Annotated in this window: 12 protein-coding genes; 6 read left to right on the forward strand and 6 right to left on the reverse strand. The window is 66.9% G+C overall.

What is annotated here, in order from left to right; genetic code table 11:
- The 6 genes from xylB to AC1DX5_RS02455 all read right to left on the reverse strand — a co-directional run bounded on the left by xylB (position 1) and on the right by AC1DX5_RS02455 (position 6,203).
- Positions 1–813 (reverse strand): D-xylose 1-dehydrogenase, encoded by an 813-nt coding sequence (gene xylB / locus AC1DX5_RS02430; RefSeq protein WP_478014008.1) that lies wholly within the window; start codon positions 811–813, stop codon positions 1–3.
- The gene (locus AC1DX5_RS02435) at positions 810–1,964 is read right to left on the reverse strand and encodes a fumarylacetoacetate hydrolase family protein (protein WP_478014009.1); all 1,155 of its coding nucleotides are present in this window, start codon (positions 1,962–1,964) and stop codon (positions 810–812) included. The genes xylB and AC1DX5_RS02435 overlap by 4 nt, the downstream gene beginning before the upstream one ends.
- Positions 1,965–2,078: 114 nt before the next feature.
- Positions 2,079–2,993 carry a crotonase/enoyl-CoA hydratase family protein gene (locus AC1DX5_RS02440; RefSeq protein ID WP_478014010.1) on the reverse strand — a complete coding sequence of 305 codons (915 nt, stop codon included), beginning with the start codon at positions 2,991–2,993 and terminating at the stop codon, positions 2,079–2,081.
- The gene (locus AC1DX5_RS02445) at positions 2,990–3,601 is read right to left on the reverse strand and encodes an Isoquinoline 1-oxidoreductase subunit (protein WP_478014011.1); all 612 of its coding nucleotides are present in this window, start codon (positions 3,599–3,601) and stop codon (positions 2,990–2,992) included. Before AC1DX5_RS02445 ends, AC1DX5_RS02440 begins: the two co-directional genes overlap by 4 nt.
- On the reverse strand, positions 3,598–5,739 hold the full coding sequence (locus AC1DX5_RS02450; RefSeq protein ID WP_478014012.1) for a xanthine dehydrogenase family protein molybdopterin-binding subunit: 2,142 nt from the start codon (positions 5,737–5,739) through the stop codon (positions 3,598–3,600). The genes AC1DX5_RS02445 and AC1DX5_RS02450 overlap by 4 nt, the downstream gene beginning before the upstream one ends.
- Positions 5,736–6,203: a (2Fe-2S)-binding protein gene (locus AC1DX5_RS02455; protein ID WP_465175573.1), complete on the reverse strand. Its 468-nt coding sequence runs from the start codon at positions 6,201–6,203 to the stop codon at positions 5,736–5,738. Before AC1DX5_RS02455 ends, AC1DX5_RS02450 begins: the two co-directional genes overlap by 4 nt.
- 213 nt (positions 6,204–6,416) lie before the next feature.
- On the opposite strand from AC1DX5_RS02455, the gene AC1DX5_RS02460 reads away from it, so the two are divergent.
- From AC1DX5_RS02460 to nirD, 6 genes are all read left to right on the forward strand, one after another.
- A complete protein-coding gene (locus AC1DX5_RS02460; RefSeq protein WP_478014013.1) occupies positions 6,417–6,995 on the forward strand; it encodes an ANTAR domain-containing response regulator in 579 nt (192 codons plus the stop codon).
- The gene (locus AC1DX5_RS02465) at positions 6,992–8,200 is read left to right on the forward strand and encodes an ABC transporter substrate-binding protein (protein ID WP_478014014.1); all 1,209 of its coding nucleotides are present in this window, start codon (positions 6,992–6,994) and stop codon (positions 8,198–8,200) included. The genes AC1DX5_RS02460 and AC1DX5_RS02465 overlap by 4 nt, the downstream gene beginning before the upstream one ends.
- Positions 8,201–8,445: 245 nt before the next feature.
- Positions 8,446–9,669, forward strand: coding sequence for a nitrate/nitrite transporter (locus AC1DX5_RS02470; RefSeq protein WP_478014036.1), 1,224 nt, complete (start codon positions 8,446–8,448; stop codon positions 9,667–9,669).
- Positions 9,669–10,877 carry an alginate export family protein gene (locus AC1DX5_RS02475; RefSeq protein WP_478014015.1) on the forward strand — a complete coding sequence of 403 codons (1,209 nt, stop codon included), beginning with the start codon at positions 9,669–9,671 and terminating at the stop codon, positions 10,875–10,877. Before AC1DX5_RS02470 ends, AC1DX5_RS02475 begins: the two co-directional genes overlap by 1 nt.
- Positions 10,874–13,360 carry a nitrite reductase large subunit NirB gene (gene nirB / locus AC1DX5_RS02480; RefSeq protein ID WP_478014016.1) on the forward strand — a complete coding sequence of 829 codons (2,487 nt, stop codon included), beginning with the start codon at positions 10,874–10,876 and terminating at the stop codon, positions 13,358–13,360. Before AC1DX5_RS02475 ends, nirB begins: the two co-directional genes overlap by 4 nt.
- Complete coding sequence (nirD, locus tag AC1DX5_RS02485) at positions 13,360–13,698, forward strand: nitrite reductase small subunit NirD (protein WP_478014037.1); 339 nt, start codon at positions 13,360–13,362, stop codon at positions 13,696–13,698. The genes nirB and nirD overlap by 1 nt, the downstream gene beginning before the upstream one ends.
- Positions 13,699–13,712: the final 14 nt, after the last annotated feature.

Here is a 13,712-nt window from a genome sequence, read left to right on the forward strand (position 1 = left end):
TCAGCGCCAGCCGGCATCGACGAAATAATCGTGACCGGTGCACATCTTCGCATCGTCGGACGCGAGAAACAGCACCAGCGCGGCGACGTCGGCGGGCTGGATGCGGCCGTCGAGGCACTGCGCCGCGACGATCTCCGCCTCGCCCTCGGGCGTGTACCATTTCTCCTGCCGCGGCGTCTGGACGTTGCCCGGCACGATGGTGTTGACGCGGATATTGGCGCGGCCGAGATCGCGCGCCATGCTGCGCGTCATGCCTTCGATCGCTGCCTTGGCGGTCTGGTACAGGACCAGGTCGTTCAGGCCGAGATGCCAGCTGATCGAGCCGAAGTTGAGGATCGCGCCGCCGCCCGCGCGCTTCATCGCCGGCACTACTGCCTGGGCCGCGAAGAACTGATGGCGGAGGTTCACCGCCATGCGCTCGTCCCAATATTCCGGGGTAACGTCGTCGATCGTGTGGCGATCGTCGTTGGCGGCGTTGTTGAGCAGGATATCGACCCCGCCAAGGCCCTGTTCCAGCTCAGCCATCACGGTCTTGAGCGCGGCGATGTCGGTCAGGTCGAGATGGCGATAAAGCGGGGCGTGCTTCGCGCCGGGGGTCAGCCGCTCGACCACCGCCCGGCTGGCGTCGTCGGCGATATCGACGAACGCGACCTTCGACCCTTGCGCGACGAATGCCTCGACGAGGCCTTCGCCGATGCCGCTGCCGCCGCCAGTGATGATGACGCACTTGTCGGCGAGGCTGGGATACAGTGCGCGGGGTGCGCCAGCGGCTTTTGCCTGCAGCACGGATTCAGTCTCCAGAATATGCGTCATGATGCGGCCAGCAGGCCCCGACGCGCGAGATTGCGCATCAGGTCGCCAATGCCGAATTGCCAGGGCGGTGCCGCCTTGGACGTGGTCACGCGGTTGACGAGGCGCCCGATGCGCGGCGTCGAGATGGTGACGACATCGCCCACCTTGTGGGTGAAGCCGTGCTTCGGCACGTCGCGATCTTGAGTGGGCGCGAACAGGGTGCCGAGGAACAGCACGAAGCCATCGGGATATTGATGCTCGCTCATCGTGTGCCTGAGCAGCGCTTCGGGATCGCGGCTGATCTGGTTCATCGAGCTGGTGCCGGTGAGGCGGTAACCCTCGGGACCTTCGATCAGCAACTCGACTTCGGCACCCCGCACATCGTCGAGGGTGAAGCCCTTATCGAACAGCCGCACGAACGGACCGAGCGCGCAGGACGCGTTATTGTCCTTCGCCTTGCCGAGCAGTAGCGCCGAGCGGCCTTCGAAATCGCGCAGATTGACGTCGTTGCCGAGCGTCGCGCCGATCGCGGCACCCGTCGAATCGGCGAGCATCACGATCTCGGGCTCGGGATTGTTCCAGGTCGAATCGGAGCGCACCCCGATCTCGCCGCCATAGCCGATGGTTGAGAGCACCGGCGATTTGGTGAACACCTCCGCATCCGGGCCGATCGCGACCTCGAGATATTGCGACCACATACCGTCCTCGATCAGCGCGGTCTTCATCGCGGCTGCCTCGGGCGAGCCGGGGACGACGGCGCGCAGGCTGCCGCCGATGATATCCTCGAGCCGGGCGCGGACATCGGCCGCGGCACCCGCGTCGCCGCGCGCGCGCTCCTCGATCACGCGCTCGAGCGCCGAGACCGCGAAGGTCACGCCGGCCGCTTTCACGCATTGCAGGTCGATCGGGCTGAGCAGGCGCAGCGCCGCGTCCGGGCCAGTGCCGAGGTCGAGCGAATCGAGCTCGCCCAGCGCCACGCCGGCGCTCGCGTCAAAGGCCTTGCCCTCGATCAGCGCCGACACCGTCGGTGCCACTTTCGCCATGTCATGTGCGACACCGCCGGCGATCAGGACCGGGCTCGGCCCCTCCGCGCTGGCGATGCGGCCGACAAACAAACCCTCGCGCCAATCCGCTGGCAGCGCATCCGCCACCGCAAAGCCCCCGTCAGCCATCCCACTCCGCTCAACAACGTTCTTGATAGCGCTACCATTGAGCGCTGCCGTTGCCCTGTCAAGGTCTCCAATAGTCGGTAATCGCGAAGAGTGGCGCTTCAAGCAGCGCGGAGGTCACCGGTAACGCGGGCGGTCGAACCAGTCAGCGAAATCGTCCCATGCGCCGGACACGGAATCGGGAAAGACGGCGGGGCGTTTTTCGAGGAATGCGCCCACGCCCTCGCGCGCATCGGCGCTGGCGCCGCGTAGCCACATCACCCGGCTTTCGAGGCGGTGCGCGTCCATCGGATGCTGCGCGCCGAGGCCGGCCCAGAGCATCCGGCGCATCAGCGAGACGGAGACCGGTGCGCTCTCCGAGGTCAGGTCGTGGGCAAGCGCGCGAGCGGCGGGGAGCAGGTCGTCGGGCGCTTGGACACTGCGGACGAGTCCGCCACGCAGTGCCTCGGCCGCGTCGAACAGACGCGCCGAATAGCACCATTCGAGCGCCTGGCCGATGCCGACCAGACGCGGCAGGAACCAGGTCGAGGTCGCCTCCGGCACGATCCCGCGCCGGGCGAAGACGAAACCGAATCGCGCGGTGTCGCTCGCCAGGCGGAAGTCCATCGGCAGGGTCATGGTGGCGCCGACCCCGACCGCGGGGCCGTTGATCGCGCCGATCACGGGCTTAAGCGACTCGAAGATGCGCAGCGACAACATGCCGCCGCCGTCGCGCACCGCCGGGTTCGACCAGTCGATACTGCCATCCGGATCGACCGGCGACTCGCCATCGGCCCAGCGACCGCCGCGCTTCTCATAGTCGAAGGTCGCGCCGCCCACCGACAGATCGGCGCCGGCGCAGTAGGCGCGGCCGCTACCGGTGACGATCACCGCCCGGACGGCATCATCGGCATCGGTCGCGTCGAAGGCGGCGAGCAGATCGTCGAGCATCGCCTTGTTGAAGGCGTTGAGCTTGTCCGGCCGGTCGAGCGTGATCGTGGCGATCCCGTCCGTATCGGTCTCCAGCAGGATCGTCTCGAAGTCCCGGCTCATGCGGCCGGGCACTTTGCTCCGCTTTCGACCCATGCCCTGGTCAGCGCGCCGAACTCGGCCTGGGTGCCGGGCGCGGGCGTGCGGCCCTTGCCCGGGTGCCAGCCCCAGCCGACCAGCACGTCCGTGCCATTATGCTCGATCAGCTGCTCGAGCGTCTTGTTGCCGTTGCGCGCCGGATCCTTGATCTGCGCGCAGATCTCGGCGAGCGACTTGCCTTCCCATGCCATCGAGATCGGCGCCAACGCCCATTTGCGGTTGCCCGGAATGCTGCCCTCGCCATTGGCGAAGTCGACATTCTCGCGACCATGGCAGGTGGTGCATTCCATGCCCGATGCGCCGAAATTATACGGGCCGCGGGCGATCGGCGGGCTGTGCGGATGCATGTCGTCGCCCTGGAGCGGCCGATCGGTCCGGGGGTGGCAGTTCACGCAGCGCGGGCTCTGGATGACCTTGCCCATCTCGCGGAACAGAGCGACCGAGCGGGCATCCTGATTCGCGATGCCGACAAAGGCCGACGGGGCTTTGAGCGTGACCGGCGCGTCCTTGGCCATGATGGCGACGGGCAGCGCTACGATGGTGACCGCCAGGGCGAGAAGGCGCGGGTTCATGCGTTTTCTCCATGAGCGAAGGGAAGTCTGCGCACGGCCTTGCCGGTGAGCTTGCGCCAGGCATTGGCGACCGCGGGCGCAAGCGGCGGCACGCCYGGCTCGCCGACGCCGGTCGGTGCTTCGGTGGAGGCGATGATCGCGACCTCGACCTCGGGCATCTCGCCGATGCGCAAGCTGCGATAGGTGTCGAAATTGCCCTGCGCGACGGTGCCGCCCTTGCCGAGCACCAGCTCCGCATAGAGCGCATGGCCGAGCGCGAAACCGATGCCGCCCTCCATCTGGGCGCGGATGACATTGGGGTTGACCGCGACGCCGCAATCGACCGCGCACCACACCTTGTGCACCTTGGGCAGGCCGTCCGCGCCCTTCGACACTTCGACGACCTGCGCGACATAGGTATTGAACGCCTTGTGCGTCGCGACGCCGCGGGCGCGGCCGGCCGGGACCGGTCCGCCCCATTTCGCCATGTCCGCGACGCGCCGCAACACCGCCTTTTCGCGCGGCTCCTTCATCAGCTCGAGCCGCCCTTCGACAGCATCCTTGCCGCCGAGCGCGAGCAGTTCGTCGATGAAGGTCTCGACGACATAGGCAGTGTGCGTATGACCGACCGACCGCCACCAGTTGGTGGTGACCGGGCTCTTCATCAGATGCGCACCGACGCGGAAATTGGGCAGGTCGTAACTGCCCTCGCTCGCGCCCTCGGTCATCGTCGAGTCCTTGCCGTCCTTGACGATCATCTTCTCCATTGCGGTGCCGATGACGAAGGACTGGATGGCGATGACCTGATCCCAACCGACGATATTGCCCCTGGCGTCGATGCCGCCGCGCAGCTTGTGAACGGTCATCGGCCGGTAATAGCCGCCGCGGATATCATTCTCGCGCGTCCAGAAGAACTTGACCGGCGATGCCGCGCCCCAGGCCTTGGCGACGGCGCCGGCCTCTTGCGGGAAGGCCATGTCGGAGGTGGTGCGGCGGCCGAAGCTGCCACCGGCATATTGCTGATGCAGCACCGCCTTTTCGGGCGGGATGCCGAGCACGCCGGCGATGATGCTGGTTTCGGTCGCCTGGAACTGCGAGCCCATCCACACATCGAGGCGACCGTCCTTGACCTCCATCACCGCGTCCATCGGCTCCATCGGGGCGTGGACCAGATAGGGCAGCTGATAGGTCGCCTCGATCGTCTTCGCCGCGCCCTTCAGCGCCGTGGCGGGATCGCCCTTCTTCTCATATTCGACGCCCGGTTTTTCGACCTCGGCGCGGTATGCGCGGAACAGTTCTTCGCTGGAGCGCAGTTCGGCCGCAGCCAGATCCCAGTCGACCTTCAGCGCGTTGCGGCCCTTCATCGCCGCATAACTGTCCTTGGCATAGACCACGACGCCCTGGGGAATCGTCTTGACCCCGACGACGCCCGGGGTGGCGAGCGCCGCCGCGTCGTCGACCGACTTCACCTTGCCGCCAAAGGCGGGGGGATGGAGGATGACGGCATGGACCATGTCCGGACGGGCAATATCCAGCGTGAAGATCGCCGTGCCGTTGGACTTGATGGCCGAATCGACCTTGGGCACGTCCGTGCCGATCAGGGTCCATTGGTCGGGCGTTTTGAGCACCGGCTTGGCCGGCGGCGTCATCGCCGCCGCCTCGGCCGCAAGCTCGCCGAAGCTCGCCTTGTGGCTGCCGCTGATGACCACGCCCTTCGACACTTTCACCTCGGCGGCGGGCACGCTCCAGCGCTTCGCCGCCGCATCGACCAGCATCGCGCGCGCGGTGGCGCCGGCGCTGCGCATCTGCATGAAGCTGTTGGCGATCGCGGTCGATCCGCCCGTCGCCATCGTACCGAAGAACAGGTTCGCGTAGAGCTTGTCGTTATTGGTGGCATGTTCGATGCGCACCTGCCCCCAGTCCGCGTCCATCTCGTCCGCGGCGAGCGTGGCGAGGCCGGTGGCCGGTCCCTGGCCGAACTCGATATGCTTGATGACGATGGTCACGAGATTGTCGGGCGTGACCTTGACGAAGGCATTGGGCTGGAACGGCATGCCGGGCGCGGCCGCCGCGAGGCCGCGGCCCACCGGCAGAGCGAGCCCGAGCACGAGGCCGGTCGACTGCAGAAAGCCGCGGCGCGAGGGGACAAAAGCGTTCATGCGCTCTTCTCCATCGCGCTCGAGGCATCCTTGATCGCCTGGCGGATGCGGACATAGGTCGCGCAACGGCAGATGTTGCCGGCCATGCCCTGGTCGATATCAGCGTCGGTCGGCTTGGGCTTGGCGGTGAGCAGGCCGATCGCCGACATGACCTGGCCCGACTGGCAAAAGCCGCATTGGGGCACGTCGATCTTGACCCAGGCGGCCTTCACTGCCTCCGACCGCGCATCGGTCGCGCCCTCGATCGTCACGACCTTGCGGCCCGCGATCGTGCCGATCGGCGTCACGCACGACCGACGATTCTTGCCGTCGAGATGCACGGTGCAGGCACCGCATTGCGCGATCCCGCAGCCATATTTGGTGCCGGTGAGCCTCAGATGATCGCGCAATACCCAGAGCAGCGGGGTATCGGGATCGCCATCGAACGAAGTCTTGACTCCGTTCAGGATGAACTCGGTCGCCATGATGCGTCTCCCTTTCTTGCCCGCTCGGTACAGAATAGGCGGTACCGGGCCGGTTGCGCAATCGAAAGGAGCGGCAATCCAACGGCTTTTTCGGTGGAAGGCGTCATTAGGTCCGCTGCGAGACCGGTCGGCATCGCCGGCGACGCGCGGCTGGCAGTTGAACTCACTGCCCATCGCCGTCTATGCCGCGTCGCAGCAAGAAAGGCTGTCCTGGTGCGGATTGCGATCGTCGACGAAAGCGCCGCGCGTGCCGCGGTGATCGAGGAGGGCCTGCGCGATGCGGGCCTGACCGACGTCGCGCTGTTCAACGAACGGCTGGGTATTGCCGCGCGGCTCGAGGCGTTCGCGCCCGACGTCGTACTGATCAACCTGGCCAATCCCCACCGCGACGAGTTGGAGGAATTGTTCGCGCTGTCGCGGGCGATGGCGCGCCCGGTCGCGATGTTCGTCGACCAGAGCGACACCGCCGGCATGGAGGCAGCGATCGATGCCGGAGTCTCGGCCTATGTCGTCGACGGGCTGAAGAAGGAGCGGATCAGGCCGGTGCTCGAATTGGCGATCCGGCGCTTCCGTGCCTATTCGCGGCTGCGCACCGAGCTTGACGAGGCGCGCAGTGCGCTGGCCGAGCGCAAGGCGATCGACCAGGCCAAGGCGCTGCTGATGAAGAAACGCGGGATCGACGAGCCCGCTGCCTATGCCGCGCTGCGCAAGGCGGCGATGGATAGCGGCCGGCGGATCGGTGACGTGGCCGACGCGATCGTCACCGCCGACCGGCTGATGGGGGACCTATGAGCAACACGCCGTTCCGCATCGGTTTCCTGCCGTTGGTCGACGCCGCCCTGCCGATCCTGGCGCGCGAGCTCGGTTTCGCCGAGGAGGAGCGGATCGACCTGACCCTGGTGCGCGACATGAGCTGGGCGACGGTCAACGACCGGCTGCTCTACGGCCATAGCGATGCCGCGCATCTGCTGGCGCCGCTGGCGATCGCGACGACGCTTGGGCTGGGCCGCCCGGCGACGCCGATCTCGGTACCGTTCGTGCTGGGGCTGAACGGCAATGCGATCACCCTGCGGCCCGACCTGGCCGAACAGGTCACGACGGTCGGCCGGCCCGGCGACGTGACGGCGATCGGCGCGAAGCTGGCGGCCGTCGTCCGGGACGGCGGCAAGCGGCTGCGCTTCGGCGTGGTGCATCGCTATTCTAGCCACGACTACATGCTGCGCTACTGGCTGGTCGGCTGCGGCATCGACCCGGACCGCGATGTCGAGATCGTCACCGTCGCGCCGCCCTTTGCCGCCGATGCGCTGGCGAGCGGCGAAGTCGACGGCATTTGTGTCGGCGAGCCATGGAACAGCGTCGCGGTGGATCGCGGCGCAGGCGTGATCGTCGCGGTCACCTCGCAGATCTGGCTGCGCGGCGTGGAGAAGGTGCTCGCCATGCGCACCGCGCGCATGGAGGAAGACCCCGACCTGACCAACCGCCTGATCCGCGCCTTGTACCGGGCGGGCATTGCCTTTGTCGATCCGGCGCGCCTCGACGAGATCGCCGACGTGCTTGCGCGGGCGGAATATCTCGACGGGTCCGCGGCACTGATCCGCCGCGCCATTTCCGACCAGATATTGTTCGCGCGCGGTTTCCCCGCGGTCCATGTGCCCGACTTCATGTTCCAGCACCGCGAGGCGGCGAACTTCCCCTGGGTCAGCCAGGCGGCGTGGCTTTATGCGCAGATGTGCCTGGCGGGGCATACCGAGCCCAATGAGGCGGATTACCGTGCGGCGCAGCATGTCTTCCGGCCAGATGTCTATCGCGCCGCGCTCCGCCCGCTCGGCGTACCGTTGCCCGGCGCCAGCTCGAAGCTTGAGGGCGGCATTGCCGATTCGCTCGGCGTGGGCACGACTCAGGGCAGACTGATTCTGGGTGCCGACCGGTTCTTCGACGCGCGCAGTTTCGATCCCGATGCGCTCGAAACGTACCTGTTAGGGTCGAATCGGCCCTGATTTACGCTGCGATGCAAAAAAGGCTTGCATCGAATCGCGATCCGCGTCAGCTTTCACTAGACCGCCGGATCGCTGCAACGAGGTAGCACCCGGCACCACCGAAAATTCAGGCAAAGTCGCCGTCCGGCACCGTTTCGCAACGGTCGTCGCGGCGGCTTTTTTGCGTTTGCTCGAAGGGGATCGAGACGATGACGCAAGTGCAGGCACTGGACAGGCCGGTCGTGGAACGGCCGTCACCAGCGACAATGATCGCGACCGACCGCAATGGCGGTTTCTGGCAGGTGGGGCATCGCCCCACCCTGATCGCCGCCTTCCTCTATTTCGATCTCGCTTTCATGGTGTGGGTGCTGCTCGGCCCGCTCGCGCCGATCATCGCCGCCGACCTCGCGCTGACTCCCGCGCAAAAGGGCCTGATGGTGGCGGTGCCGACCCTGGCGGGCGCGGTGCTGCGGCTGGTCAACGGGGTGCTGGTCGACCGGATCGGCCCGAAACGCACCGGGGCGATCGGGCAGATCATCGTCATCGCCGGGTTGCTGACGGCCTGGGCGTTCGGGGTGCACAGCTTCGCCGGCACGCTCGCTGTGGGTGTGGTGCTCGGCTTTGCCGGGGCGAGCTTCGCGGTCGCCCTGCCCCTTGCCTCGCGCTGGTACCCGGCCGAGCATCAGGGCAAGGCGATGGGCATTGCCGGCATGGGCAATTCCGGCACCGTGCTTGCCTCGCTGTTCGCGCCGCTGCTCGCCAAGGCGTTCGGCTGGAACGCGGTGTTCGGGCTGGCGACGATCCCGCTCGCCGTGGTGTTCGTGCTGTACATGGCGATGGCCAAGGATGCGCCCGACCGGCCGGCACCGAAAAAGCTCGCGGCCTATCTGGCCGTGCTCAAGCAGGCCGATGCCTGGTGGTTCATGCTGTTCTACGGCGTGACCTTCGGCGGGTTCGTCGGCCTTGCCGCGAGTCTCTCGATCTATTTCACCGACCAGTTCGCGCTGAGCCCGGTGATGGCGGGATACTGCACCGCGGCCTGTGTGTTCATCGGGTCGCTGGTCCGCCCGTTCGGTGGCGCGACGGCGGACAGGATCGGCGGCGTGAAGACGCTGACATTCGTTTATGGCCTGGCCGCGGCGACGCTGATCGCGATCAGCACCGCGCCGGCCTCGCTGGTCGGCACCATGGCGTTGTTCCTGCTCGTGATGGCGACGCTGGGTTTCGGCAATGGCGCGGTGTTCCAGCTGGTGCCGCAGCGGTTCCGCCATGAGATCGGGGTGATGACCGGGCTGGTCGGGTTCGGCGGTGGTGTCGGCGGCTTCTATCTTGCTTCCTCGCTCGGCTTCGCCAAACAGCTGACCGGCAGCACCGCGACGGGTTTCCTGATCTTTGCCGGGCTGGCGCTGGTCGCTTTGGGCGGGCTGACCTTGGTCAAGGCACGCTGGCGCAGCACCTGGGGCGCGGCCGCCGATGGCGTGCGGATCTGATGCGCGCGTCCATCCTTTTGGCGGGACTGGTGTCGACACCGGCGCTTGCCGGGCCGGTCACGCTGAAACCGCTGATCGATGCCCGGCTGCGCTACGAGCATGTCGACCAGGCGCCGCTGGCCCGCGATGCCGATGCCGTGACGATGCGTATCCGCAGCGGCGTGGAGGCCAGGGCCGGCGATTTCGCGCTGCTGGCCGAGAGCGAGGCAGTGCTGGCGCTTTCGGAACATTATAACAGCGGACTCAACGGCAAGACCGGTTTTCCGCTGGTGCCCGACGCGCAGAATATCGAGCTGAACCGGCTGCAGCTCCAGTATCGCGGGCTGCCCAAAACGGTCGTCACGGTCGGGCGGCAGCGGATCAATCTCGACGACCAGCGCTTCGTGGGATCGGTCGGCTGGCGCGACAATGAGCAGACCTTCGACGCCGCGCGGATCGAATGGTCGGGCGTGAAGAACCTCAAGGCGGATGTGACCTATGCCCGGGCCGACCGGACCATCTGGGGGATCGATGGCGGCAATCGCTATGGCCCGGCGCGCTACGCATCGATCGGCGGCGACAATGTCTTTGCCAATCTCTCCTTCACGACGACGCTCGGCACGCTCACCGGCTTTGCCTATCTGGTCGACCAGAACCGTTCGCTGGTGCTGCGCAACAGCAGCCAGACCTATGGCGCGCGCTTCGCCGGAGGCCGCGCGATCGGGCCCAAGGCTAGGCTGACCTATCTCGCCAGCTATGCGCGACAGAGCGACCATGGCCGCAACCCGAACCATTATGCCGCAAGCTATTATGCCGGCGAGATCGGGCTGGAGCTGGCCGCGTTCAAGCTGGGCGGTGGTTATGAGGTGCTCGGCGCCGATGAGGGCGTCGCGCTGACCAGCTTCCAGACGCCGCTCGCGACCTTGCACAAGTTCAACGGCTGGGCGGACAAGTTCCTCGTCACCCCACCCGATGGCCTGCGCGATGCCTATGCTTCGGCGGGCTATGGCTGGAAGGAGGTCGGGCCCTTCGCCTCGATCGACCTGGCCGCCGCCTACCACCGCTTCGACAGCGACCGTGCCGCCCAGCATTATGGCGACGAGATCGACGTGCAGGCGAGCGTCAGGCGTGGGCGGTACACCGCGCTCGCCAAATACGCGTCCTACGCCGCCGATCGCTTCGCTACCGACACCACCAAATTCTGGCTCTCCCTGGAGTGGGCGATATGACCCCTGACAAACCGCATCTTGTCGTCATCGGCAACGGCATGGCCGGATGCCGCGCGGTCGAGGAAATCCTTGCGCGCGACGCGGGCAAATACCGCATCACCATCTTCGGCGCCGAGCCGCGGGTGAACTATAACCGCATCATGCTCTCCCCATTGCTGGCGGGCGACAAGGTGTTCGAGGACATCGTGATCAACGATCACGCCTGGTACGCCGATAATGCGATCGACCTGGTCGCGGGCGATCCCGTGGTGGCGATCGACCGGGCCGAGCGCACCGTCACCGCACGGTCGGGCCGGGTCGAGAGGTACGACAAGCTGCTGCTCGCGACGGGTTCCGATCCCTTCATCATCCCGGTGCCGGGGCACGATCTGCAGGGTGTCGTTACCTTTCGCGACATGGACGATGTCGGCGCGATGCTGCGCGCGGCGTCGGCCGGGGGCGATGCGGTGGTGATCGGCGGCGGGCTGCTCGGGCTCGAGGCAGCGCATGGCCTGTGCCTGCGCGGCATGAAGGTGACGGTGCTTCACCTGATGCCGACCCTGATGGAGCGGCAGCTCGACGAAGCCGCCGGCTGGCTGCTGAAGGAAGAGCTGGAACGTCGCGGGCAGACGATCCTGACCGGGGCCGATACGGCGCAGATCATCGGCCAGGGCAAGGTCGAGGGCGTGCGGCTGAAGGACGGGCGCGAGATCCCCGCGAGCCTCGTCGTCATGGCAGTGGGCATTCGCCCCAATGTGAAGCTGGCGCGCGATGCCGGGCTGGCGATCGGGCGTGGCATCCATGTCGACGATCATCTCGTCACCTCGGACGCCGACATCCTCGCGGTGGGCGAGTGCGTCGAGCATCAGGGCCAGGTCTACGGCCTGGTCGCGCCGCTCTGGGACATGTGCCGCAGCCTCGCCGACGGGCTGGTCGCGACGCCCAATGGCTATGGCGGATCGGTCACCTCGACCAAGCTCAAGGTCTCCGGGATCGACGTCTTCTCCGCCGGCGATTTCTCGGGCGGCGAAGGCTGCGAGGACATCGTCATGCGCGACGCCTCGCGCGGTATCTACAAGCGCGTGGTGGTCAAGGACGACCGGCTGATCGGCGCGGTGCTCTATGGCGATACGCAGGACGGCAACTGGTATTTCGACCTGCTGAAACGCCAGGAGGATGTCGCCTCGATCCGCGACGCGCTGATCTTCGGCCAGGCCTTCGCCTCGGGAGGAGGGGCATCGGCAAACCCTAATGCGGCCGTCGCGGCGATGGCCGACGACGGCGAGATCTGCGGCTGCAACGGCGTGTCCAAGGGCAAGGTGGTCGCGGCGATCCAGGACGGCGCGTGCACGCTCGACGCCGTGCGGGCCTGCACCAAGGCATCGGCGTCGTGTGGATCCTGCACCGGGCTGGTCGAGGGGCTGCTCGCGATCACCATGGGCGATGAGTACGCCGGCGAACGCGCCGCGCCGACCGTGTGCAAATGCACCAGCTTCACGCATGAGGATGTCCGCCGGCTGATCGTCGAGAAGTCGCTAAAGGCGATCCCGCAGGTGATGCAGGAGTTGCACTGGACTACGCCCGATGGCTGTTCGTCCTGCCGCCCGGCGCTCAATTATTACCTGCTGTGCGCCTGGCCGGGCGAGTTCGTCGACGACAACCAGTCGCGTTTCGTCAACGAGCGGATGCACGCGAACATCCAGAAGGACGGCACCTATTCGGTCGTGCCGCGCATGTGGGGCGGGGTGACCAACCCGACGGAACTGCGCGCGATCGCCGATGTCGCCGAGAAATATCGGGCGCGCATGGTGAAGGTGACCGGCGGGCAGCGGCTCGACATCTTCGGCATCCGCAAGGAGGATCTGCCGGCGGTGTGGGCCGATCTCAATGCCGCCGGCATGGTCAGCGGCCATGCCTATGCCAAGGCGCTGCGCACGGTGAAGACCTGTGTCGGCTCGGAATGGTGCCGCTTCGGCACGCAGGATTCGACCGGGCTGGGCATCAGGATCGAGCAGATGACCTGGGGCAGCTTCATGCCGCACAAGTTCAAGATCGCGGTGTCGGGTTGCCCGCGCAACTGCGCCGAGGCGACGATCAAGGACGTGGGCGTGATCTGCGTCGACAGCGGGTATGAGCTGTCGATCGGCGGCAATGGCGGCATCAAGCTGCGCGGCACCGATTTCCTGTGCAAGGTCGCGACCGAGCAGGAAGCGATGGATTACTGCGCTGCCTTCATCCAGCTCTATCGCGAGGAAGCGCGCTATCTCGACCGCACCGCGCCCTGGGTCGAGCGGGTCGGGCTGGATTATATCCGGCGGCGGATCGTCGATGATCCGGTGGGGCGCGAGGCGTTGCGGACGCGGTTCCTCTATTCGCAGAGCTTCATGCAGGACGACCCCTGGGCGAAGCGCGCCGCGGGCGAGGACTGGAAACTCCACCAGCATCTCGCCGAGATCCGCCCGGCCCCCACGGCTGCTCCCGCCCGCAAGCTGGAGGTCGCGTGATGGAACCCGAATGGCTCGATATCGGTCCGGTCGACCAGCTTCCGGCGCTCGGCGCGCGAACCCTGCCGGTGCGCGGCGGGCGCGAGATCGCGATCTTCCACACCGCGAATGGCCAGGTCTATGCGCTGGCCAATCAATGTCCGCACAAGGCCGGGCCGCTCAGCCAGGGCATCGTCCACGACACGACGGTGACCTGCCCGCTGCACAACTGGCGCATCTCGCTGGTGACGGGTGAGGCACTGGGCGCGGACAAGGGGTGCGTGCCGGTGATTCCGGTGAAGGTGGATGGGGGGCGGATTTTGATCGGGCGCGCTGCTGCGCTCGAGGGGGTGCAGTGAAGGTGAGCGCGCCT

The organism is Sphingomonas sp. P2_B6, from assembly GCF_056404755.1.

What these genes read in the sequence shown, in the direction of transcription:
- AC1DX5_RS02440 (WP_478014010.1), bottom strand. Translation starts at nt 2,993, where the DNA reads ATGAGCCGGGACTTCGAGACGATCCTGCTGGAGACCGATACGGACGGG.
- nirD (WP_478014037.1), top strand. Translation starts at nt 13,360, where the DNA reads ATGGAACCCGAATGGCTCGATATCGGTCCGGTCGACCAGCTTCCGGCG.
- AC1DX5_RS02455 (WP_465175573.1), bottom strand. Translation starts at nt 6,203, where the DNA reads ATGGCGACCGAGTTCATCCTGAACGGAGTCAAGACTTCGTTCGATGGC.
- AC1DX5_RS02470 (WP_478014036.1), top strand. Translation starts at nt 8,446, where the DNA reads ATGATCGCGACCGACCGCAATGGCGGTTTCTGGCAGGTGGGGCATCGC.
- AC1DX5_RS02445 (WP_478014011.1), bottom strand. Translation starts at nt 3,601, where the DNA reads ATGAACCCGCGCCTTCTCGCCCTGGCGGTCACCATCGTAGCGCTGCCC.
- nirB (WP_478014016.1), top strand. Translation starts at nt 10,874, where the DNA reads ATGACCCCTGACAAACCGCATCTTGTCGTCATCGGCAACGGCATGGCC.
- AC1DX5_RS02475 (WP_478014015.1), top strand. Translation starts at nt 9,669, where the DNA reads ATGCGCGCGTCCATCCTTTTGGCGGGACTGGTGTCGACACCGGCGCTT.
- xylB (WP_478014008.1), bottom strand. Translation starts at nt 813, where the DNA reads ATGACGCATATTCTGGAGACTGAATCCGTGCTGCAGGCAAAAGCCGCT.
- AC1DX5_RS02465 (WP_478014014.1), top strand. Translation starts at nt 6,992, where the DNA reads ATGAGCAACACGCCGTTCCGCATCGGTTTCCTGCCGTTGGTCGACGCC.
- AC1DX5_RS02435 (WP_478014009.1), bottom strand. Translation starts at nt 1,964, where the DNA reads ATGGCTGACGGGGGCTTTGCGGTGGCGGATGCGCTGCCAGCGGATTGG.